The organism is Nocardia sp. NPDC051750, from assembly GCF_044453135.1.
GTDB lineage: Bacteria > Actinomycetota > Actinomycetes > Mycobacteriales > Mycobacteriaceae > Nocardia.
In genome coordinates this window covers 541,942-564,439 of the sequence record NZ_JBITCK010000001.1, presented here as the reverse complement: position 1 = coordinate 564,439, position 22,498 = coordinate 541,942, and the positions used below count along the sequence as shown (strand labels likewise).

Annotated in this window: 16 protein-coding genes; 9 read left to right on the top strand and 7 right to left on the bottom strand. The window is 67.3% G+C overall.

Going from position 1 to position 22,498, the window contains the following annotated elements; all coding sequences use genetic code 11:
• Positions 1-164: 164 nt before the first annotated feature.
• On the bottom strand, positions 165-716 hold the full coding sequence (locus ACIA75_RS02415; RefSeq protein WP_397099058.1) for a TetR/AcrR family transcriptional regulator: 552 nt from the start codon (positions 714-716) through the stop codon (positions 165-167).
• Between the two features lie 114 nt (positions 717-830).
• On the opposite strand from ACIA75_RS02415, the gene ACIA75_RS02410 reads away from it, so the two are divergent.
• Positions 831-1,229: a nuclear transport factor 2 family protein gene (locus ACIA75_RS02410; RefSeq protein ID WP_397099056.1), complete on the top strand. Its 399-nt coding sequence runs from the start codon at positions 831-833 to the stop codon at positions 1,227-1,229.
• 139 nt (positions 1,230-1,368) lie between these two features.
• Here ACIA75_RS02410 and ACIA75_RS02405 read toward each other — a convergent pair whose 3' ends face one another.
• Complete coding sequence (locus ACIA75_RS02405; protein WP_397099054.1) at positions 1,369-4,593, bottom strand: heterodisulfide reductase-related iron-sulfur binding cluster; 3,225 nt, start codon at positions 4,591-4,593, stop codon at positions 1,369-1,371.
• A 418-nt stretch (positions 4,594-5,011) separates the two neighbouring features.
• Between ACIA75_RS02405 and ACIA75_RS02400 the strand changes: the two genes are divergently transcribed.
• Positions 5,012-5,791 carry a hypothetical protein gene (locus ACIA75_RS02400; RefSeq protein ID WP_397099052.1) on the top strand — a complete coding sequence of 260 codons (780 nt, stop codon included), beginning with the start codon at positions 5,012-5,014 and terminating at the stop codon, positions 5,789-5,791.
• Positions 5,792-6,082: 291 nt separating this feature from the next.
• Here ACIA75_RS02400 and ACIA75_RS02395 read toward each other — a convergent pair whose 3' ends face one another.
• The 3 genes from ACIA75_RS02395 to ACIA75_RS02385 all read right to left on the bottom strand — a co-directional run bounded on the left by ACIA75_RS02395 (position 6,083) and on the right by ACIA75_RS02385 (position 10,301).
• On the bottom strand, positions 6,083-7,390 hold the full coding sequence (locus ACIA75_RS02395; RefSeq protein ID WP_397100859.1) for a S1 family peptidase: 1,308 nt from the start codon (positions 7,388-7,390) through the stop codon (positions 6,083-6,085).
• Positions 7,391-7,414: 24 nt separating this feature from the next.
• Positions 7,415-8,770, bottom strand: coding sequence for a S1 family peptidase (locus ACIA75_RS02390; protein WP_397099050.1), 1,356 nt, complete (start codon positions 8,768-8,770; stop codon positions 7,415-7,417).
• A gap of 142 nt (positions 8,771-8,912) precedes the next feature.
• A complete protein-coding gene (locus tag ACIA75_RS02385; RefSeq protein ID WP_397099048.1) occupies positions 8,913-10,301 on the bottom strand; it encodes a hypothetical protein in 1,389 nt (462 codons plus the stop codon).
• 547 nt (positions 10,302-10,848) lie between these two features.
• On the opposite strand from ACIA75_RS02385, the gene dnaK reads away from it, so the two are divergent.
• From dnaK to ACIA75_RS02365, 4 genes are all read left to right on the top strand, one after another.
• Entirely contained in the window at positions 10,849-12,705 is a 1,857-nt protein-coding gene (gene dnaK, locus ACIA75_RS02380; RefSeq protein ID WP_397099046.1) for a molecular chaperone DnaK, read from the top strand.
• Positions 12,702-13,427, top strand: a complete 726-nt coding sequence (gene grpE / locus ACIA75_RS02375; RefSeq protein WP_397099044.1) for a nucleotide exchange factor GrpE — start codon at positions 12,702-12,704, stop codon at positions 13,425-13,427. Before dnaK ends, grpE begins: the two co-directional genes overlap by 4 nt.
• A gap of 78 nt (positions 13,428-13,505) precedes the next feature.
• Positions 13,506-14,672, top strand: coding sequence for a molecular chaperone DnaJ (dnaJ, locus tag ACIA75_RS02370; protein ID WP_397099042.1), 1,167 nt, complete (start codon positions 13,506-13,508; stop codon positions 14,670-14,672).
• A gap of 62 nt (positions 14,673-14,734) precedes the next feature.
• Entirely contained in the window at positions 14,735-15,166 is a 432-nt protein-coding gene (locus tag ACIA75_RS02365) for a heat shock protein transcriptional repressor HspR (protein ID WP_397100857.1), read from the top strand.
• Positions 15,167-15,330: 164 nt separating this feature from the next.
• Here ACIA75_RS02365 and ACIA75_RS02360 read toward each other — a convergent pair whose 3' ends face one another.
• Positions 15,331-16,104 carry an FAD-binding oxidoreductase gene (locus ACIA75_RS02360; protein WP_397099040.1) on the bottom strand — a complete coding sequence of 258 codons (774 nt, stop codon included), beginning with the start codon at positions 16,102-16,104 and terminating at the stop codon, positions 15,331-15,333.
• Positions 16,105-16,233: 129 nt separating this feature from the next.
• A complete protein-coding gene (locus ACIA75_RS02355; protein ID WP_397099037.1) occupies positions 16,234-17,391 on the bottom strand; it encodes an FAD-binding oxidoreductase in 1,158 nt (385 codons plus the stop codon).
• Positions 17,392-17,725: 334 nt separating this feature from the next.
• Between ACIA75_RS02355 and clpB the strand changes: the two genes are divergently transcribed.
• From clpB to ACIA75_RS02340, 3 genes are all read left to right on the top strand, one after another.
• The gene (gene clpB, locus ACIA75_RS02350) at positions 17,726-20,320 is read left to right on the top strand and encodes an ATP-dependent chaperone ClpB (protein WP_397099035.1); all 2,595 of its coding nucleotides are present in this window, start codon (positions 17,726-17,728) and stop codon (positions 20,318-20,320) included.
• Positions 20,321-20,481: 161 nt separating this feature from the next.
• Positions 20,482-21,279, top strand: coding sequence for a DUF5666 domain-containing protein (locus ACIA75_RS02345; protein ID WP_397099034.1), 798 nt, complete (start codon positions 20,482-20,484; stop codon positions 21,277-21,279).
• Between the two features lie 65 nt (positions 21,280-21,344).
• On the top strand, positions 21,345-22,403 hold the full coding sequence (locus ACIA75_RS02340; protein WP_397099032.1) for a hypothetical protein: 1,059 nt from the start codon (positions 21,345-21,347) through the stop codon (positions 22,401-22,403).
• The last annotated feature ends 95 nt before the right edge of the window (positions 22,404-22,498 follow it).

Genomic DNA, 22,498 nt, shown 5'->3' with positions numbered 1-22,498 from the left:
TGCTCGTGCCGGCCAATCGCCGATCCGCGCCGCCGGCAGCGGTAGCCCCGGGGTCGGCGAGTTCACTGGTGCTGCCGTGCCGTTCACCCAGCGGGCTTACCGATGATGGGCGGAGTCGGGCGAGGACTCTCGGTCGAGTATCTGAGCGGGCGACTCGGCGCCGGTCATGGATCGGGTTGAGCCGATCGCTCGTCGGCTGCCGCTTCTCGGGATGCCAAGCCGGTGCGAAATAACGTGACCAAGCGGTGCGTATGGTCGGCGTCGGCGCCGACGGCGAGGGCCACGCCGGTGGCCAGTGTCAGCACGTCGGTCGTGGTGATGTCCGGTCGCAGCGCCGCCCGGGCGCGGTCCACCAGAACGTCGGCGGCGGTGGTGATCGAGGTGTGCCATTCCTCGAACAGAGGCGTCCGGCGGTTGCTGGGCTCCTCGGTCGCGGCCAGAGCAAGGGGGCGCTTCGTCGCCAAGTGGACGATGAACTTTTCGAGCCAGGTGAAAAGCGCATCGAGCGGTTGTTCCGCCTTGGCCAGTTCTGCACCATCACGACACAGGTCCGCGATCTCGTCGCTGTAGACGGCGACAAGTAGATCGGCGCGGGTCGGGAAATGGCGGTATAGCGTGGCGTTTCCGACACCGGCGTGGCGCGCGATCTCGTCGAGTGCGACTCCGGGGCCCGCGTCGGTGATGAGCTCCCGAGCAGCCTGGAGCAGGCGGGCCATACTGCGGGAGGCGTCGGATCGAGGGCTGCGGTTGCTATTCGGGGGCATCCCCGTTTACGGTACCGGTAGATAAAATGGGGACTTCCCCGTTTCGACGGCTGGAGGATATGAGCCATGCTGACCGCCGAGGACCGGTTCGCCATCACGGAACTGATCAACTCACACGGGCATCTGACCGACCGGGGCGACTTCGCAGGGATGTGGGCTTTGTTCACCGAGGATGTCGTCTACGACGTGAGCGCCTTGGGCGGCGGTGTCCTGGTGGGACCGGAGTCGATCCGAGAGGCTGCCCTTTCGTTGGGCGAGGCGAATCCCGTAGCCCATCACGTCACGAACATCGTGTTCACCGAAGCGTACGAGGGAAGAGCGCGCACGGAATCCAAGGGTCTCGGAATCATGACGGACGGGTCTGTCGGCAGCGTCACATACCAAGACACCTTCGAACGGACCGCAGCGGGCTGGCGAATCACGCACCGGATCGTTCGTCCGCGCCGCGTGCCACTGCGTCCATGATCGCCACAGCACGCCTATCTCGGCGGCACGAGTCCATCCAGACGGGCCGATAGCCGCATGCCGGCGCGGATCCGGAATGAGCGACGGATCCGGCGCTGAAAGCGCCGGATCCGTCGCCGTGTTCTGTTGTGTTCTGCGGTCAGCCCTTGCGGCCGGGTGCCTTCGCGCCCGACTTGAAGCCGAGAGCGCCCGGTTTGGCGGCCGGTGGGGTCGCGCTGGACCCGTTACCCGCTGTTCCGTTGCCGGATTCGGAGGTTTCGGCTGCCGCTTCCGCGGTGGACTCGGCCGGAGCCGATTCCACGGTTTCGGCTGCAGGAGCCTTGGCGCCGGGCGCTTTCGGACCCGGGCGCTTGAAGCCGGACTTCATCGCCAGACCCTTGGCCGGTTTCGAGGGCTTGCTCTCGGCCGGTGCCGCCGTGGTGGACTGCTCGGTCTCCGTGGTTTCGGCCGCTGCCGGTGACGCGGATTGCGCGGGGGCGGATTCTGCTGCCGCCGAGTCCGCTGATGGTGCAGCGGTTTTGGCGCCCGGCGCCTTCGGGCCGGGGCGTTTGAAGCCGGATTTCATCGCGAGGCCCTTGGCGGCGACCGTGGGTTTGGTTTCGGTCGCAGCCGAGTTCGCGGTGGCCTCCGCCTCGGTGGTGGACTCAGCCGGTTCCGCCGCGGGCGTTTTTCCGCTGGGTGCCTTGGCTCCGGGTGCCTTGGCGGGGCCCTTCATGGCGAGACCCTTGCCGCCGGGCGCTTTGGCGGCGCCCTTCATACCCAGACCCTTCACCGGCGGAGCCGCTTTGGTTTCACCGGCTTCGGCCGGAGCGGTTTCCGTGGGCGGGGTTTCGGCTTTGGCTCCGGGCGCCTTGGCCGCGCCCTTCATGGCGAGACCCTTGCCGCCGGGTGCCTTGGCGGCGCCCTTCATACCCAGACCCTTGGCAGGCGCGGCCGGAGCCGCTTCACCGGCTTCGGCTTCCGCGGGGGCTTTCGCACCAGGCGCCTTCGCGGCGCCCTTCATACCGAGACCCTTGCCGGGTGCCTTCGCCGGGCCCTTCATTGCCAGGCCGCCACCCTTCGGGGCGGCCTTTTCGGCAGCCGGAGCCGCGGCTTCGGCGACCGGTTCGGGCTCGGGTTCCGGTTCGGCCTTGGGTTCCTGGATGACCGTGAGATTGGCGGTCAGCTGCTGCGGCTGCTGCCGCTCGACGGATTCGAGCATGAGCTGCGCGACGTCGACGACCTCGACGCCCTCGCCCTGACCCGACTCCTGGCGTGCGGTGACACCGTCGGTGAGCATGACCCGGCAGAACGGGCAGCCGGTCGCGATCTTCGCGGGGGAGGTGGTGAGCGCCTCGTCCACGCGGTCGATATTGATGCGCTTGCCCAGCTGCTCTTCCATCCACATCCGGGCACCACCGGCACCACAGCACATGGACCGCTCGCCGTGGCGGGGCATTTCCACCAGGTTCGAACCCGACGCCGCCATCAACTCACGCGGCGCGTCGTAGACCTTGTTGTGCCGGCCCAGGTAGCAGGGATCGTGGTAGGTGACGTTCTGCGATACCGGGCTCACCGGAACGAGCTGCTTACCGCGTACCAGCCGGTTCAGCAGCTGGGTGTGGTGCACGACCTCGTACGTGCCGCCGACCTGCGGGTACTCGTTGTTGAGCGCGTTGAAGCAGTGCGCGCAGGTGACGACGATCTTCTTCTTTTTCTGCTCCACACCGTCGAACACCGAGTTCAGCAGTTCGATGTTCTGCATGGCGAGCTGCTGGAACAGGAATTCGTTACCCGCGCGCCGGGCCGAATCGCCGGTGCAGGTTTCTTCCTGACCCAGCACCATGAACTTCACACCGGCGGTCGCGAGGAGTTCTGCGACGGCCTTGGTGGTCTTCTTGGCGCGGTCCTCGTAGGCGCCGGCGCAGCCGACCCAGAACAGGTATTCGTACCCGTCGAAGCTGTCGGCGTCCTTACCGAATACCGGGATATCGAAATCGAGTTCGTTGATCCAGTTGAGCCGGTCCTTGGCGTTCTGGCCCCACGGGTTGCCCTTGTTCTCCAGGTTCTTGAACAGACCCGCGAGCTCGGACGGGAACTCCGATTCGATCAGCACCTGGTAGCGGCGCATATCGATGATGTGGTCGACATGCTCGATATCCACCGGGCACTGCTCCACGCAGGCACCGCAAGTGGTGCACGACCACAGCACCTCGGGGTCGATGATGCCGCGAACATCCTCGGCCCCCACCAGCGGACGCTCGGCCTCGGCGCGCGCGGCCTCGGAGATCTTGGCCAGCGCGGCCTCGTCCGGTTTACCGTCGGCGTCGACCAGGCCGACCTCGTCGCCGCCCATATCCGTGCGGCCACCGGCCAGCAGGTACGGCGCCTTGGCGTAACCGTGGTCGCGCAGCGACATGATCAGCAGCTTGGGAGAGAGCGGCTTTCCGGTGTTCCAGGCCGGGCACTGTGACTGGCAGCGACCGCATTCGGTGCAGGTGGTGAAGTCCAGCCAGCCCTTCCAGGAGAAGTCCTCGATCCGGCCGGCCCCGAGGGTGTCGGTGTCGGGGTCGACGTTCTCCATGTCCAGGGCGCGGCCCTTCGACATCATCGGCTTGGCGGCACCGAGGGCGACGCCGCCGTCGTCCTCACGCTTGAAGTAGATGTTCGGGAAGGCCGACAGCCGGTGCCACGCCACACCCCAGGTGATGTTGCGGCCGACCATGTACAGCCAGATCATGCCGGACATCAGCTTGACGAAGGCGAAGATCGAGATCAGCGTGACGTCGGCCGGGATCACCTTGGCGATCTGCCCGGTGATCGGGTCGGTCCAGCTGGAGTGGCCGTGCAGCGACAGCACGCCCGCCTTCACCAGCACCATGCCGAGCCCCTCGGCGAGTACGACCCATTCGACGAAGTAGGCGGGGCCGAACTTCGATCCGCTGAACCGGGAGAGGCGGTCGGGCACCCGCGGGTGATTCAGCTGGCGGATGATCATCAGCGCCACGATGCCGACGACGGTGCCGACGCCGAGGATCTCGTCGCCGAGGTGGAACCACCAGGTTTCCCCGATCAGCGGCCAGGACCAGGTGGGCTTGAAGGTCTGCCCATAGGCCATGAACCAGAACTGTGCTCCCGCGATGAAGCCGACCATGACCAGCCAGTGCGCCCAGCCGACGGTACGGAATTTGTTCATCCGGGTGTGCGCGATGAACTCCACGAGCATCTGCTTGAAGCGCGGAAAGAACGGCCGCCACCGGTCCGGCGCGGACTGGCCGACCATGATGGTCCGCACGATGCTTCCGGCGCCGCCGAGAAACGACACCCAACACAGCAGGCTGAGCGCCGCTCCCAAGGTGCCCAGCGTCACTGTCAGGGCATTCATGTCGCGACCTTTCTTTCGAGGCAACACGAGGTGCGAGGAACGATGAGTAACCTCGTCCGGCTCGTATCGTAACCGCCAGTAAGTTACTCGTCAGTAACTATTGGTGTCCAGTGTACGATCGCCGATGCACCGGAGCGGTATCTACCTGGGCTTTCCCGTGCAGATCACGGCGTGATCAATGTCACCTTATTCAGTTGGCTGGCCATAACTGTTCCTGCTGATGAACACCGTAAAGGGCCCCTTGTCCGCGGCTGCGATAAGGCCAGGCTTACCCGTCGGTTTCTCACGTTTGGGACACGAATCTCGCCTTTCGCCAACGCATTCGACTACGCTCAGCCCGATCTATCAGGAAGCGTGACTTCTCATAACGCTCGGGGAGGAAAACGGGTCCGATCTACATCGGCCCTCTCGCGGAGAGATGTCACGCCGCACACCCGATTGGAATTGGATGAAACTCGCTAGATCCACTGTGGTCGCAACACTGGCCGCCAGTTCGCTCGCCGTGGGCTTCGGTACGGCCCACGCCGACCCGGCACCCGCTGCCCCGACTGCGATCAATTACTCCGTCCAGATGGTGGAGAAAACAGTCGTCACGACGCTGCAGGGCGGCACCTTCGCTATCGCGGAGGAAGAGGTGCAACCCATCTCGGCCGAGCCGGGCGCGGCCCCCGAAAAAGAACAGTTTGTCCAGGTCAAGGACAAGAGTGGTGCGGTCGTCATCTCCTGGCCCGTCAACCTGGGCGTGGAAGGCGGCACCGAGATTCCGGTGAAGCCGGTGCTGAAGAACGACGACACGGTCCTGGAGCTGACTCCGGAGAAGACCGATATCCAGACCCAGCAGCCGATGCAGGCGGTGAACCTGACCGCCAAGCCCATCGCTTCGCCGGCGGAGAACCAGATGGCGATGAATGAATTCGCCACCCAGTTCTCCATCGCGACCGCGGTCGGTGGCTTCGTGGGCACTGCCGCGGGTGTGGTCGTCGGCGGTCTCCTCGGCTGCATCCTCGGCCTGCCGCTGCTGGCCATCGGCTGCATTCCGGCTGCCATCGCCGGCGCCGGTATCGGCGGCATTCTCGGCACCATCGCGCTGGGCGGTCCGGCACTCGGTATTGCGGCCATGGACCTGGTCCAGACCCTGCAGGCCGACCCGGGACAGAGCAAGTGGGCCAACGGTGGCAAACCGCCGGGACAGCCCTGATACGTAATCCACTCACAAGCGAGGGGCCGGCAGCACGTGCTGCCGGCCCCTCGCTTGTTTTGTCTCCGGTGCCGTGGGCCCGTACCCGGCGGCTCGGTGCGGCGAACCGGCACCGAGCGTGACCGGCGCGCAGCCCAGAGCGGCTGGGTCCGGTGCCGACCCACGCAGGCCGCACCTTCGCCGGCTCAGGCGGCGACCACCCAGTTGGGTACCCCGGACATACGATGAGGCCGACAGCATCTCTGCTGCCGGCCTCATCGTGCTCTGCCAGGTGCTGAACTCGGCGGAGTTCTAGCTGGTGCGGATACGCAGACCCGGGTTGTCGGAGAGCACCACGCTCACCGGCTGGGCGAACAACTGCGGGGCGTTACCCGTGAGCACGCCCAGGATGTTCGGGATTTCGCAGATCGGGTAGTCGGCGACCGAGGAGGCGCTGGAGATACCCAGGGCGAGCCGTCCGGTGACGATCGGGCCGCCGCTGTCACCCGGCAGGGCACAGATATTGGCGGAGAAGCTCTGGGTGAGCTGACGATCGCCGACCTGGACTGTCTGATCGACGGCGTTCACCACACCGCAGCTGAAACCGGTCCGCGAACCCGACTTGCAGACGGGCGCGCCGACGACCGGGGTGGCCACTCCTTCGATCGGCACCGGCGCGGCCCCGGGGACCTTGACCTGATTGTTCTCGAAGCGGCCCGCGGCGCCGTCCGCGATACCGAGGATGGAGTAGTCCTGGTTACCGAGCACCGACTTCTGGAAGGTGGCGATCTGCGGGCCCACGCGGTTACCGCCGAGCGATTCGTGCACCGTGGCGGCGCCGACATTGTCCAGATCCGGGTTGCAGTGTCCGGCAGTGATGTTCACGGTGTTGCCGGCGGGGCCGACACCGTTGAACCCGAAGGAGCAGCGCAGGGAGCCGTCACCGGCGACCGAGGCGAACCCGTCGCCGCCACCGATCGGTGCCGCGGCGCTGCCTTCGGCGATATCCGCGGCCGGCAGCGTCTCCGCCGCCACCGGCGGCGCCATAACGATGACCCGGGCCGGATCGACGAAGTTCGGCATCGGCAGACCGGCCTGGTCGACGCGCACGGCGATGCTGTTGTTGACCGTATCGATCACGACACCGCGCACGAGCGCGGAGACGGCGGGCGGCTGGCCGTCGAGCCAGCGTTCGAAGGCGCTCTTCTCACCGCGCAGGGTCTGTTCGCTCTTGGCGACGTTGCGCACGACGAATCCGGTCGACTCCGCGGTTCCGCGCGCTTCCTCGGCGCCGGGCCCGGGAGCCAGGGCGACCACGCCCTGGCCGTGTTCGTCGAGCCACGCGCCCGCGAACACCTGCGGGAACTGCCGCTGCGCGGTGGTGGCGAAGGCGGCCACCTGCTGCGCCGTATCGGCGCGCTGCAGGTACTCCTCGGGGGAGATGTGCAGATCGCGGTTCAGCGCCGCGACGAGGTCGGCGGGCAGGCCGAGACCGGGGTCGGGGACGGCGGAGGAGACCGCGGTGGGGCCGAACAACAGCACCGCTGCCGAGGCGGCCACCGCGGCCCGGTAGGTGCGGCTTCTGGACGGCGCCGTTCGCCGTTTACCTATGCGTGGCATGAGCATGCAGAGACTATATCGGTCTCATCCGGCGTTCGGCCTGGTTCGTACGCTGACACCGCTACCGAGGCCGCCACCGGAGGTCGCATCGATATCGGCGAGGATCGCGCGGATCGGAATGCCCAGGGTGGCGGTGCCGCCGTATTGGGCCAGCGCGATGTTGGCCTCGCCGCAGTCCGGGGCGTCGGCGGCATTGGAACCGCTGGTGATGCCGAGGGCCAGGGTGCCGGTGACGATGGCGCCGCCGCTGTCACCGCCCAGGGTGCAGGCGGTGCTGGCGAAACCCCGGATTGTCTTGGCCGCGCCCTCGGTGGTGAACAGCTGGGTCTCCACCCGGTCGGCGACGACGAAGCCGCAGGTGAAGGTGGACGACTGGCCGGACTTGCAGACCGGCGCGCCGACCACGGGATCGGCGGTTCCGGTGACATTCAGGGTGGTGCCGTTGGCGCCGCGCACGGACGGCTGATCCATTCCCGAGCTCACCGCGCGTTCGTTCAGCTGGATCACCGAGTAGTCGAGGTTGCTCGCGCCGCCCAGTTCCGATTTCACGAATGTGCCGAGCTGCGGGCTCGCCGGGATATTCCGGACATTCGGTCCGTACACGGCGGCGCGTTCATCGCCTTTGTCGAGATTCGGATTGCAGTGCCCGGCACTGATATTCAGTGCGTTCCCGGCGGAGTCGACACTGTTGAAGCCGAACGAGCAGACATCGACGCTGCGCAGTTCGGCATCATCGAGCGGGCCGGGAGCACTGATATAGGTGTCGCCACCCATGGGGTGGCGTTCCACCGGGCCGCCGGCCTCCGGGCCGAGGACGACTTTGATGTTGGCGATCAGGGTCGGCAGATTGAGCACATGCGCCAGCGGCGTATTCGCGACATTCACCACCAGCTGGCTGTTGAGGAAGTCGATGGCGATCGAATTGATCACCTGCGAGATATCCCGGGGCTGTCCGGCGACCCATTGATTCAGTTGTGTCAGCGAGGTTTCCAGTGCGGCGGCCGAAACCGGCGCCAGCCGGGTGTGGTACCCATCGGCGCTGGCCACCTTGGCGGCATCCGGCGAGGTTACGGCGACGATCGGATTACCGTCGGGGGTCATCCACGCACCGGCGAAAACGTCGGGACGCTGGGCGCGGAATTCGGCCGCATAATCCTGCAGCTGCTGGGCGCGGGCCGACCGGTCCAGATATTCGGTCGGGGTCATATGCAGATCGCGGGACAACGCCTGTACGAATTCGGCCGGCAGGTCCTCGGCTCTGAGCTGTTCCGGAGCGGGTGCCGCGGTCGCCGGGACCGCACCGAACAGAGGAGTCAGGAGAACGGCAGAGCTGAGGATGGCAGCTTTGACCGCGGCGCGACGCGCCACCGACTTGCGCATGGAGTCCCTTCGTAGGCACTGTGTGCCGATAATCCGTGGCCACGGGATTGAATCCGTTGGCGCACAGGTTTGGTCGAGCTGACCGGGCTGCCGGGGTGGCCGGGAAAACACCGGTCAGGCGAACACTCTAAGGCACAAAGCGCTATCTGGCTTCCTCTTGACGGCCTTCTTTGGAACCGGTGTCGGGAAGGTCCGGATCTTCGGTACGGAACGGCATGGGGAACGGAAAGAACTCGAACCCGGGCCGCGCCCGAGTTGTCGTGGTTTCGCTGGTGGTGGGCTCGGTGAGCGTCGGACCGGTCGGTTCGGTGCTGGTCGGAACCGAACTCGTGGGCGGCACCGATTGCGTCGTCGTGGTCACCGGGGCCGGGGTGGCGACGGGGGGCGCCGGCGCAGGGGTCGGCTCGGGCTCGTAGGTCGGCTCGGGTTCGTACGTCGGTTCGGGCTCGTAGGTCGGCTCGGCGGGGGGCGCGACCGGCTGCGGCAGCACGGGCGGTGGCGCAGGAGGGGTCTCGGTGACCGTGGTGGCCGCCGGTGCCGGGCCGGGTTCGGCGGCGCCCGGGCGCAGGAAAGCGGTGACCCCCAGTGCGCCGATCAGGAGACCCACTAGTGCGGCCGCCGCTACCAGCACGACCGTGCGCCGGGAGACCTTCGGCTCGGCCGGAGCGGTGGGGCGGGGGGTTCCGCGCGGTGGCGTCGTGGTGGATTCCCGGGCGGGCGGGCCGGCATCCGGGACGCCCGGGTCGGCTGCCGGTAGCACGCCGGCCGCCGAGCTGATCCCCAATCCGGCGGCGAGTACACCCAGGCTGGGTCCGCCGTAAGTGGCCTCGGGGTCCGCGGCTGCCGGATCCACCTCGGAGTACGTGTCGGCGGGGGTAACCACGGGATACGTCGCGGCGGGGGTCACCGCGGAGTACGCCTTGGCCGGGGTGTCGCCCGCGCCGAGTTTCGGCATGACGACCGTGTCGAGGAAGGAATTCTCGGCGGTGGTGGGGTCGGGCGGGGTCGCGCCGGCCGGGGTCTCCAGTACCACGGCCAGGGCGGCGCGGCCGGCGCTCTCGGCGAAATACCGGCCGATGTCCTCCGCGCTGTGGCCGCCGCGTGGCGGCAGTTCGTTCTCGCCGATGAGGGCAACGGATTTGAGACCCAGATAGTCGAGTGCGCCGCGTAGTGCGAAGACCTGCGCGGCGGGCCAGTCGCCCGGATGGGTGGCGTAGAACTCGGCGGGGCCGTTGAGGTATTCGGCGGTCAGGTTGATCAGGCAGAACATCGCGGTGGCGAGCAGGTCTTCACCGCGATAGGCCTCACCGTCGTCCACCGACACCCCGGCCGGATCGCCTACGGCCGAAACGAAACCGGTGATCGTGTGGGTGTATCCGGGTGGGGCCGACAGTCCGCCGAGCGCCGCGTCGCCGTCTTCGGACATATGCAGAATCGGCTCGCGGATGACGAAATGCGGGTCCCCGTCATCGCTGACGATCGCCGCGGTGCACGCATCCTCGGCGATGTGCAGGCCCACCCCAGTGGCCATCCTCGGATCCTCGCTTCGACTACCTCATCCACGCTACGGGTTCGCTCATGACCGCATCCGGCGCGGCGCGCACGGTGACCACGGGCGGAGCATTGACAATAGCTCCGATCGAGGGTCGATGTGGATCCGGGCGCGGCCGGATGGCGGGTCCCGGGCGCGGCACGGCCGGGTCGCGATTGCGCACCGCCCGGGGTTTCCCGAGGTGGGTGCGGTGAAGAGTGGTTCCGGGTAGCGGCGTGCGGGTGGGAATAGATCGCCGGGCCCGGGGGTTGAGCTGATCGGCAATGTTGAGTGGGTCCGACTCAAGTTTGACTTGACGGTCCGCGCGGAGACGGGCAGGATTGAGCCGACCACGCTCAGCATTGCTGGGACCGTGCTCTACGCAGTGCCTGGGGCTGGTCCGGGCGCCGGTCGGCGCCGTGTTCTCGTCGCGCTTCCGGCGCGGGGGGTCCGGTGCGCCTTCGGCGCAGAGGGGTCCGGTGCGCCTCCGGCGCAGTGGGCAACAGCCCGTACAGACACAAGCAGTCGAAAATGAGGAGGAACACAAATGGCTCGTGCGGTCGGAATCGACCTCGGGACCACGAACTCGGTCGTCGCCGTTCTCGAAGGTGGTGAGCCGGTCGTCGTCGCCAACTCCGAGGGTTCGCGCACTACGCCCTCTATCGTCGCGTTCGCGAAGAACGGCGAGGTTCTCGTGGGCCAGCCCGCCAAGAACCAGGCCGTCACCAACGTCGACCGTACGATCCGCTCGGTCAAACGCCATATCGGCACCGACTGGACCGTGGAGATCGACAGCAAGAAGTACACCTCGCAGGAGATCAGCGCGCGCACGCTGATGAAGCTGAAGCGCGACGCCGAGTCCTACCTGGGTGAGGAGATCACCGACGCGGTAATCACCGTCCCGGCGTACTTCGAGGACGCCCAGCGGCAGGCCACCAAGGAAGCCGGCCAGATCGCCGGCCTCAATGTGCTGCGTATCGTCAACGAGCCCACCGCCGCGGCCCTGGCCTACGGCCTGGACAAGGGCGACAAGGAACAGACCATCCTGGTCTTCGACCTCGGTGGCGGCACCTTCGACGTCTCGCTGCTGGAAATCGGCGAGGGCGTCGTCGAGGTCCGCGCCACCTCCGGTGACAACCACCTCGGTGGTGACGACTGGGACGAGCGGGTCGTTTCCTGGCTGGTCGACAAGTTCAAGGCCAGCTCGGGCATCGACCTGACCAAGGACAAGATGGCCATGCAGCGGCTGCGTGAGGCCGCCGAGAAGGCCAAGATCGAGCTGAGCTCCTCGCAGAGCACCTCGATCAACCTGCCCTACATCACCGTCGACGCGGAGAAGAACCCGCTGTTCCTCGACGAGCAGCTGACCCGCGCCGAGTTCCAGAAGATCACCTCGGACCTGCTCGACCGCACTCGTGCGCCGTTCCAGTCCGTGGTCAAGGACGCCGGGATCAAGGTCGCCGATATCGACCATGTCGTGCTCGTCGGTGGCTCCACCCGCATGCCCGCGGTCTCCGAACTGGTCAAGGAACTGACCGGTGGCAAGGAGCCCAACAAGGGCGTGAACCCGGACGAGGTCGTCGCCGTCGGCGCCGCCCTGCAGGCCGGTGTGCTCAAGGGTGAGGTCAAGGACGTCCTGCTGCTCGATGTGACCCCGCTGTCGCTGGGTATCGAGACCAAGGGTGGCGTGATGACCAACCTCATCGAGCGCAACACCACCATTCCGACCAAGCGTTCGGAAACCTTCACCACGGCCAATGACAACCAGCCGTCGGTGCAGATCCAGGTGTTCCAGGGTGAGCGCGAGATCGCCGCGCACAACAAACTGCTCGGCTCCTTCGAGCTGACCGGTATCCCGCCGGCCCCGCGCGGTGTGCCGCAGATCGAGGTCACCTTCGATATCGACGCCAACGGCATCGTGCACGTGACCGCGAAGGACAAGGGCACCGGTAAAGAGAACACGATCAAGATCCAGGACGGCTCCGGCCTGTCCAAGGAAGAGATCGACCGGATGGTCAAGGACGCCGAGGCGCATGCCGCCGAGGACAAGGCGCGTCGCGAGGAGGCGGAGACCCGCAACCAGGCCGAATCGCTGGTCCATCAGACCGAGAAGTTCATCGCCGATAACGAGGACAAGGTCCCGGCGGACGTGAAGTCCAAGGTCGAGGCCGCCATCGCGGAGGCCAACGAGGCGCTGAAGGGCACCGATACCGCCGCGGTGAAGGCCGCGGTGGAGAAGCTGGCCACCGAATCGCAGGCGCTGGGTCAGGCGATCTACGAGTCGTCTCAGGCGTCCGAGGGCGCGGCCGGCGGTGACGGCGCCGCGGGCGCCGGGGCAGCCGGTGACGACCAAGTGGTCGACGCCGAGGTCGTGGACGAGCCGGTCGACACGGAGAAGAAGTGACGAACGCAGCCGACAATTCCGAGGAACCGATCAGCTTCGTCGACAAACGCAAGATCGATCCGGAGACCGGTGAGGTTCGCGAACCCGCCGGGGCGGCCGATGAGACCGCCCCGGCCGGGGTCGAGGAGGCCGGTGAGGCGATCGCCCCGCAGGCTCCGCAGTCCGGTCAGGACGGTGACGGCATCGACGTGGCGGCCGCGGAAACCGCGGCCACGCCCGATGCGGCGGCCGAACTCGCCGAGCGCACCGCCGATCTGCAACGACTGACGGCGGAGTACACCAACTACCGCCGCCGGGTCGAACGCGATCGCAAGACCGCCATCGACACCGCGAAGGCCGGAGTGGTCACCGAACTCCTGGGCGTGCTCGACGACCTGGACCGTGCCAAAGCGCACGGTGATCTGGAATCCGGGCCGTTGCGCTCGGTGGCCGACAAGCTGATCGAGGCATTGCGCAAACAGGGGCTCGACGAATTCGGGTCCGAGGGCGAACCTTTCGACCCGAATCTGCACGAGGCCGTTCAGCACGAAGGTTCCGGGCACGATCCGGTGATCGGTGTGGTGATGCGCAAGGGGTACCGGTTCGGTGAGCGGGTGCTGCGGCACGCGCTGGTCGGGGTGACCGACGGCGTAGGCGATATCGGAGCGGGTCCGGATGCCGCTGCCGCGGCGGAACCCGCCGCAGCGGAGGCATCGGATGCGGATGCCGGATCGAAAAATTAGCGATTCCACCGCGCGGCGTCGCGAAACGAATTCCACAGCGCGGCGTCGCGGAACAACGCGGAAAGGAGGAGATGCCCGGTGAGCCAGCGGGAGTGGATCGAAAAGGACTTCTACAAGGAACTGGGTGTCTCCTCCGACGCCTCCACCGAAGAGATCAAGAAGGCGTATCGCAAACTCGCCCGTGATCTGCACCCGGACGCCAATCCGGGTGACCCCAAGGCCGAGGAACGGTTCAAGGCCGTGAGCGAGGCCCATACCGTGCTGTCGGATTCGGCCAAACGTGCCGAATACGACGAGACCCGCCGCCTTTTCGCCGGCGGCGGGTACGGCCGGGGTGGCGGTTTCTCGCCCGGTGCCGGCGGTGGTTTCACCCAGAGTTTCGACCTGGGCGATATCTTCGGCCAGGCGGGTGCGGCCGACGGTGGTCTGGGCGATCTGTTCGGGGGCCTGTTCAACCGGGGCGGTGGCGGCGGTACCCGCACCAGCCGGCCCCGCCGAGGCTCGGACGTGGAGGCGGAAACGACTCTCGGGTTCCGGGAGGCGGCCCGCGGTGTGACGGTGCCGCTGCACCTGACCAGCCCGTCGCCGTGCACCACCTGCCACGGCAGCGGCGCGAAACCGGGCACCAGCCCGCGGGTGTGCCCGATCTGCAACGGCAGCGGGGTGGTGAGCCGGAATCAGGGCGCGTTCGGATTCAGTGAGCCGTGCGACGACTGCCGGGGCACCGGTTCGATCATCGACGATCCGTGCGTGGACTGCCACGGCAGCGGTATCCAGAATCGCACCCGCACCATCAATGTCCGGATCCCGCCCGGGATCGCCGACGGACAGCGGATCCGGCTGGCCGGTCAGGGCGAGGCCGGGCTGCGCGGGGCGCCCTCGGGTGACCTGTTCGTCACGGTGCGGGTCAGCCAGGACAAGGTCTTCGGCCGGACCGGCGACGACCTCACCCTGGCACTCCCCGTCAGTTACAGTGAACTGGTGCTCGGCACGACCGTATCGGTGCCCACCCTGGAGGGCCGGGTCGGCGTGAAGGTGCCACCGGGTACCGCGGACGGGCGCACCCTCCGGGTGCGTGGTCGTGGGGTTCCCAAACGTGGTGGCGGAGCCGGTGATCTGCTGGTCACCGTGAAGGTCGCCGTGCCGCCGAAGCTGGACGACGATGCCGTGGCCGCGATGCGCGCGCTACAGGAGGCGGAGAAGGCCAGCGGCTTCGATCCGAGAGCTGGATGGGCAGGTGCGTGATGTCCAACGATCCGAAACGGGTGTCGCCCGAGAGTAGCTCGGCGCGTCCGGCGGCCCGAGCGATGGGCCCGGAGGCGGCAGCGCAGCGTAACCACGGAGGGCCCCGGGAGGGCCGCCAATCGAGCACAGAATACTTTGTGATCTCGGTGGCCGCCCAGTTGGCAGGTATGCATGCGCAGACCCTGCGCACCTACGACCGGCTGGGATTGGTGACACCGCAGCGCACGTCGGGTGGCGGTCGGCGCTATTCGGAACGGGACGTGGAGCTGCTGCGTGAGGTGCAGCGGCTCTCCCAGGACGAAGGCGTCAACCTGGCCGGGATCAAACGGATCATCGAACTCACCAACCAGGTGACCGAACTCCAGCAGCGGGTCGTGGAACTGGCCGCGGAGCTGGAACGGGAACGGTCCCGGCCGGACTACCGGCCGGAACTGATCCCCCCGCAACGCAATACCGCCCTGGTCGTCTGGCAGCCCCGCAACCGTCGCCGCTGAGCGAGATATCCGGCGCCGAGTTCGGCGAGGCCCTAGGAGGTGTTGGCCCGGCCCTGTTTCCAGACCCTCGAAGCACCTGTGCCGCCGGCGCGAGTCCCGAGGGCTGAAAGTAGGCCCCAAGGGGCCGGAATCCGCGACACCGAAGCCGCGGCGAGTCGATAGATTCAAGCGCCTTCGAACTGGATCCGTTCCGGCGGAGTTCCCGCGTCGAGCAGACGTTCGACTGTGGACCTGGTCATCGCCGGTGACCCGCATACCAGCACCTGGTGCCGGTTGAAGGAGCCGTAGGACCCGACCACTTCGGCGAGGGTGCCCTGGATCAGGTCATCCTCGTCGAAAGCTATGTTCACCCGGTGGCTTTCGTGCCATTCGTCCGGCCAGGAAGGGTCGTCGAGGCGTTCCACGACCGGGACGACCGTGAGCCACGGCAGGTCGGCCGCCAGCAGGACCAGCATGTCGGCGGCGTACAGGTCCCGGGGCGAGAATCCCCCGAAGAAAAGGTAGGTGGCCGGCGGACATTCGTGGCGCGCGAGTTCGAGGATCTGGGACCGCAGCGGCGCGAGTCCGGTACCGCCCGCGATCATCACCACCTCGTCACCGTTGGGGTCCACATCGAACATTCCCTGTGGCGCAGCCAGTTTCCATTGATCCCCGACCGAGGTATCGGCCACGATCCCGCCGCTGCACCAGCCGCCGGCCACGGTGCGGATATGGAATTCGAGTTTCCCGTCCAGTGAGGGCGGGAGGGCGGGAGAGAAACGGCGCCGCATTCCCGGGAACTGCGGAACCTCCACCTCCACCGACTGTCCCGCAGTGAACGGTACGTATTCGCCGATCAGCCGGACCACCGCCAGATCGTGGCGCAACCGGTGGTGCTCGACCACGTCCGCACGCCACTGCGCGGAACGGTCCGGGTGCACGCGGGGATCCCTGTTCAACAGCACTCCTTCGGAGCAGATCGATGCGGTCGGCGGAGGCCGGAGTGCAGGCGGAGGTATCGCATCAAGAGCACTCCTTCGGGGCATGTTCATACGGTCGTCGGAGACCGCCGAGGCGGAGGTGCCGCATCAGACCGGATCAGTGCTGATGATCTCCTCCGGGGTACCGACCGCGAGCAGCGCGCGCCGGGTGTCGGCGATCATCTTCGCCGAGCCGGCGATCTGGATCTGCCGATCCTCCCACGCGCCGAAACTGGCCACGACGGCGCCGAGATTGCCCACCAGGCGCCGATGCATGCCGTAGGGCGCGTCCTCGGTGGGATGCGGATACCACCAGGGGTTGGTCTTGTGCTCGCAGACCGGGACGATAGTGAGCCACGGGTTGCTCTGCGAGAGCTGCCACATGTTCTCCACGTCGTACAGATCGCAGGGATAGACCCCGCCGATGAAGAAGTGCACCCGCGGGTTGATTCCACGCCGGCCCATTTCGATCAGCTGGGCGCGCAGCGGTGCGATACCGGTGCCCGAGCCGATCATCAGCACATCGCGGCCGCTGTCCGGATCGACCTGCAGGCCGCCGAGCGGACCGCCGATGAGCCAGCGGTCGCCGACCTTGGTTTCGTTGACGATCGAGGGGCTCACCCAGCCGCTACGGACCTTGCGGACATGGAATTCGATCTCGCCGTAGGGGTTGGACGGGATGGCCGGGGAGAGGTACCGCCACATCCGGGGCCGCTGCGGGACCGATACCGGGACATACTGGCCCGCGACGTAGGGGATCGGGTCATCGGACTGCAAACGGACGATCGCGAGGTCGTCGAGGACGTGCCGGTGCCCGACAACGGTCGCTTCCCAATAGGGCGGGGAATCGTCGGAATTGGCGCCTATCGCCATGGCGGCGGAGATGAGCAGGCAGACATCGCGCCATCCTTCGGCGAGTTCTCTGGTCCAGTTCGGACCGTTGTAGGTCTGGAAGGCGGCGTACAGCGCGGGACCGGCCTGGTCGTAGTGCGCGGCCTCGACCCCGTATTTGCGATGGTCGCGCGCGAGTTGCTCGAGAAACTTCTGTGCGCGGTCCCAGTCCTCGAGGTGGTCGAGCATGTACTGGATTGCGGTGGCCAGCCGTTTCGGCTGCATATCCATGGCCGGTGGGAACAACTCCCGCAGCCGCGGATTCACGCCGAACAGGTGACCATAAAATGCGCTGACCAACCGCTCGATTCCCTGCGGTGTGTCCAGCACCGACTGGAAATTGGCGCGGACCAGCGCTGCCGAACGCGCATCCACGGCGTGGAGCTTCCTTTCCCTGATGTCTGCCCGAAGGGACGTAGCCGTTACCGGCCGTCCTTCATCCGACCAGTATCCCCGAAAATTGTGATGATGGTGTATGTGAAATACGAATACGGGGTTTGACCGATCTTGTTCGCGGGTACCGCGGCGGCGGCATCGGCCGGGAGCCAGCACTTTTCCGGCAACCTCGAGCGGAGGACGTCGACCAGAAAAATCTCAAACTTGAGCGGAACAGACTCAACCTTTCGAACGTTGAACCGAGCAGAACGGCACGAGTCCCCGGAACGGGTGCGGTTGCCGGAGGAGATATCGACTAGCAGGAAGGTGCTTCGTGGACTCGTTCAACCCCACCACCAAAACCCAGGCCGCCCTGACCGCCGCATTGCAGGCAGCGTCGGCGGCCGGTAACCCGGAGATCCGGCCGGCTCATCTGCTGGTGGCGCTACTGGACCAGACCGACGGGATCGCCGGGCCGCTGCTGAAAGCGGTCGGCACCGATCCGGCTACGGTGCGCCGCGAAGCCCAGGACATTGTCGACCGGCTGCCGCGAGCCACCGGCGCCACCACCGCTCCACAACTCGGCCGGGAGGCGCTGGCCGCGATCACCTCGGCCCAGCAGTTGGCCACCGAACTCGGCGACGAATACGTCTCCACCGAACATGTGATGGTCGGGCTGGCCGGCGGCGACAGCGATGTGACCATGCTGCTCGAGAAGTACGGCGCCACCGCGGCGGCACTGCGGGAGGCCTTCACCGCGGTCCGGGGCAACACCCGGGTCAGCAGTCCGGACCCCGAGGGCAGCTATCAGGCGCTGGAGAAGTACTCCACCGACCTGACCGACGCCGCGCGCTCCGGCAAACTCGATCCGGTGATCGGCCGCGATACCGAGATCCGGCGGGTGGTGCAGGTGCTGTCACGGCGCACCAAGAACAACCCGGTGCTCATCGGTGAACCGGGCGTCGGCAAAACCGCCATCGTGGAGGGCCTGGCCCAGCGCATTATCGCCGGTGACGTGCCGGAATCGCTGCGCGGCAAGTCCGTGGTCTCCCTCGATCTGGGCGCGATGGTCGCGGGCGCGAAATACCGCGGTGAATTCGAAGAGCGGCTCAAGGCGGTACTCGAGGAGATCAAGTCGAGCGCGGGACAGATCATCACCTTCATCGACGAACTGCATACGATCGTCGGCGCCGGTGCGACCGGCGAATCGGCGATGGACGCCGGGAACATGATCAAGCCGATGCTGGCTCGTGGTGAACTGCGGCTCGTCGGCGCCACCACGCTGGAGGAGTACCGGCAGCACATCGAGAAGGATGCGGCGCTGGAACGCCGGTTCCAACAGGTGCTGGTCGGCGAACCCACGGTGGGTGACACCGTGGGCATTCTGCGCGGGATCAAGGAACGCTACGAGGTACACCACGGTGTGCGGATCACCGATTCCGCTCTGGTCGCCGCGGCCACCCTGTCCGACCGCTACATCACTTCCCGGTTCCTGCCGGACAAGGCGATCGACCTCGTCGACGAATCGGCCTCGCGGCTGCGGATGGAGATCGACTCGCGGCCGGTCGAGATCGACGAAGTGGAACGCGCGGTGCGCCGGCTCGAGATCGAAGAAGTCGCGCTGGCCAAAGAAACCGACGAGGCGTCCAAACAGCGGCTGGAGAAACTGCGCGGCGAACTCGCCGACGACCGGGAGAAGCTCAACCAGCTCACCACCCGCTGGCAGAACGAGAAAACGGCGATCGACCAGGTCCGGGTGCTGAAGGAACAGCTCGAAGGGTTGCGCGGCGAATCCGAACGCGCGGAACGCGACGGTGATCTGGGTAAGGCGGCCGAGCTCCGGTACGGCCGGATCCCGACTCTGGAGAAGGAGCTCGCCGAAGCCGAAGAGGCGTCCGGGGCGGCATCCGACGGTGAGGTGATGCTCAAGGAAGAGGTCGGGCCGGACGATATCGCCGAGGTGATCTCGGCGTGGACCGGTATTCCGGTCGGGCGGCTGCTGGAAGGGGAAACCGAGAAACTGCTGCGGATGGAGTCCGAACTCGGGCGCCGGGTGGTCGGGCAGACCGATGCGGTGCAGGCTGTCTCCGACGCGGTGCGGCGTGCCCGTGCCGGAGTCGCGGATCCGAACCGGCCCACCGGATCGTTCCTGTTCGTCGGACCCACCGGTGTGGGTAAGACCGAGCTGGCCAAAGCCCTCGCCGACTTCCTGTTCGACGACGAACGCGCCATGGTCCGCATCGATATGAGCGAGTACAGCGAGAAGCACGCTGTCGCCCGGCTGGTCGGCGCCCCGCCCGGATACGTCGGGTACGACCAGGGCGGCCAGCTCACCGAGGCCGTGCGGCGCCGGCCGTACACGGTGGTGCTGTTCGACGAGATCGAGAAAGCGCACCCGGATGTCTTCGACATCCTGCTCGCGGTACTCGACGAGGGCCGCCTGACCGATGGTCAAGGTCGTACGGTCGATTTCCGCAATACGATCCTGATCCTCACCTCGAACCTCGGTGCCGGCGGCGACCGGGAATTCGTGATGAATGCCGTGCGCTCGGCGTTCAAACCGGAATTCCTCAACCGCCTCGACGATGTGGTGATGTTCCGGACGCTGGACGAGGACCAGCTGGCCTACGTCGTGGATATCCAGCTCGATCAGCTGCAGCGGCGGCTCGCGCAGCGGCGGCTCACCCTCGATGTGAGCGATTCGGCGCGGTTCTGGCTGGGCGTGCGCGGATACGACCCGGTGTACGGTGCGCGTCCGCTGCGCCGGCTCATCCAGCAGTCGATCGGCGACACCCTCGCCAAGGAACTGCTGGCCGGCAAGATCACCGACGGCGACACCGTCGCGGTGGGAGTGAGCCCGGACGGTGACGGGCTCATCGTGGGACGGAGCCTGCGCGAGGCCGCGGACGCGGACGGGCAGGTGTCGTAGGACCCCGGCCGTTCCGGTGCGCCACCAGGGATGCCGGAATCGGTCCCGGGCGAGTGACCGCGCCCGGGACCGGGCCCGTCCGGCTGCTGTTGCGGGCGGTCGGACGGCATATTGACGCGCATGGCCGCAGCGGAGGCGGAGCTACGCTTAGTCTGGGTGGTATGACCAACCCGAACGATCCCTGGGCAAGGCGGCCGGACGATGATCCGACCCAGCGCCTGGGTCAGCCGGGAGAATCGGCGACCGAGAAACTGCCCGGCGGCGATGTGCCGGGGTATGTGGAGCCGACGACGGCCTACCCGGGTACCGATCCCTTCGGCGGGTGGGGGGCCGGTCCGAACCCCACCCGGGAGATGCCGACGTACGACAGTTACGCCTACGGCGGCCAGGGCGGACCGCCCGGGCCGGGCCCGCAGGATCCGTACGGTCCGGCCGGTGGTCCGCTTCCGGGCCCGCCAGGGGAACCGCCGCGGCGGCTGTCGAACAAGACCGGTATCTGGCTGGGGGTCGGGCTGGCCGCCATCGTGCTGATCGCCCTGGCCGCCGTGGGGGCCGGAATGATGTTCGGCGGCGGCGACTCGCAGAACACCGCGAGCGACAGCACGACCACCCGCCCCCTCGGGCGCGGGATTCCCGCGCAACCCGAGGAATCGGCCCCGCCGCTGCCGAGTCTCCCGGAGATGCCCGATTCGGGCGACCCCGGCGATCCGGGCGCGGGCGGCACCACCATGGGCACCATCAGCTCGAATACCGGTGGGACACTGACCCTCAGCACCCTCACCGGAGACGAGGTCACGGTGCATACCACCCCGTCCACCCAGGTGATCTCGCTGGCCGGGGCCACGGTCGACGCCCTGCCCGCCGGGGACCTGGTGATCGTGCAGGGGCAGCCGAGCCCGGACGGATCCATTCAGGCGGAGGTCATCATCAGCACCGCCCTCGACGGGGGCGGTCGATGAGAAATCCGCGGCGCGCAGTGTGGGTGCCCGGCATTACGCCGGGCGGGTCGATAGGCTAGGCGACGATGACGGCAATGTGGTTCGGGCTGGCGGCAATCACCCTCGCGGGTGCGATAGTGCTGCTCTACTTCGACCGGCGCCAGCGGCAGCGGACCGGTCACGCGCGCCAGGTGTGGGCGAAAGCCCAGGGATACACCTATGTGTCGGTGGAACCGGCGCTCGCTTCGACTTGGCGGCGCGGTGCGCTGGCCAAGCTCGGGTACCTCACCGCGGTCGATGTGGTCACCGGTATCCGCAAGGGCGAGAAGTTCGTCCTGCTGGATCTGGAGGATTCCGCGACCCTGGTCGCGGTGCGCCGCCAGATCGGTTCGGATATCGACGTCGATATGCGGGTCAAGACCATGAATCCGCCCAAGGACGCCGATCTGGAACTACTCGGCGCGATCGGCGACCGGGTCGTGTTCGCCACCAACCCGGAGATCGCGCGGCATGCCGTCGATCAGCGGATGGTCGCGTTCATCGAATCCCTCTCCGATACGGTGCAGATGCTGTGGAGCGAGGGCAACTGGACTCTCGGCATGCTGCCCGTCGGCACGGCCGCCAAGGATTGGGAGACCGGTATCGACGCGGTGCTGCGGTTGTCCGGGCTGCTGCATGTGCTGCCGCCGGTCACCGAAACCCGCAACGACGACCACGATCCCGCGGGAGTGCATCCGCGCGCGCGGATCCGTCCGGAATACGACGACGATCCGGACGGGCCGGACGACGGCTACGACGATTTCGACGACTCCGACGACGACCGGGCCGGCGGCTATGGTCACCCGGGGCCGAACGTCCGCTACCGCGATACGCCGGACGAACCCGAGCGCGGGGCCGATCCGGGCGACGATATGCCACCGCGCCGGCCGAGCCTGGCCGTGGTGCCCGACGCGCGGCCGGTGAATCGCTCCCCGCGCCCCGAACCCGCGGGTGCCCGTTCGGCCGGGGCCGGGGAAACGGACCGTAATACCGGTGCCGGCGCGGACCGCCGTGAATCCACCGCCGACGACGAGCACGCCCCACGGCTGCCCGGAGGGCCTTTCCACCCCGGCTTCCGGCCCTATCAGGGCCCGGTCCCGCAGTAGGTCCGCGGACTCGGTCCGACCTGCGGTAACCGCCGCCGCGGCGCCCCCGTATCCTGCTCGGAGGGCGCCGCAGCATGCGCCGGAACCTACTTGCC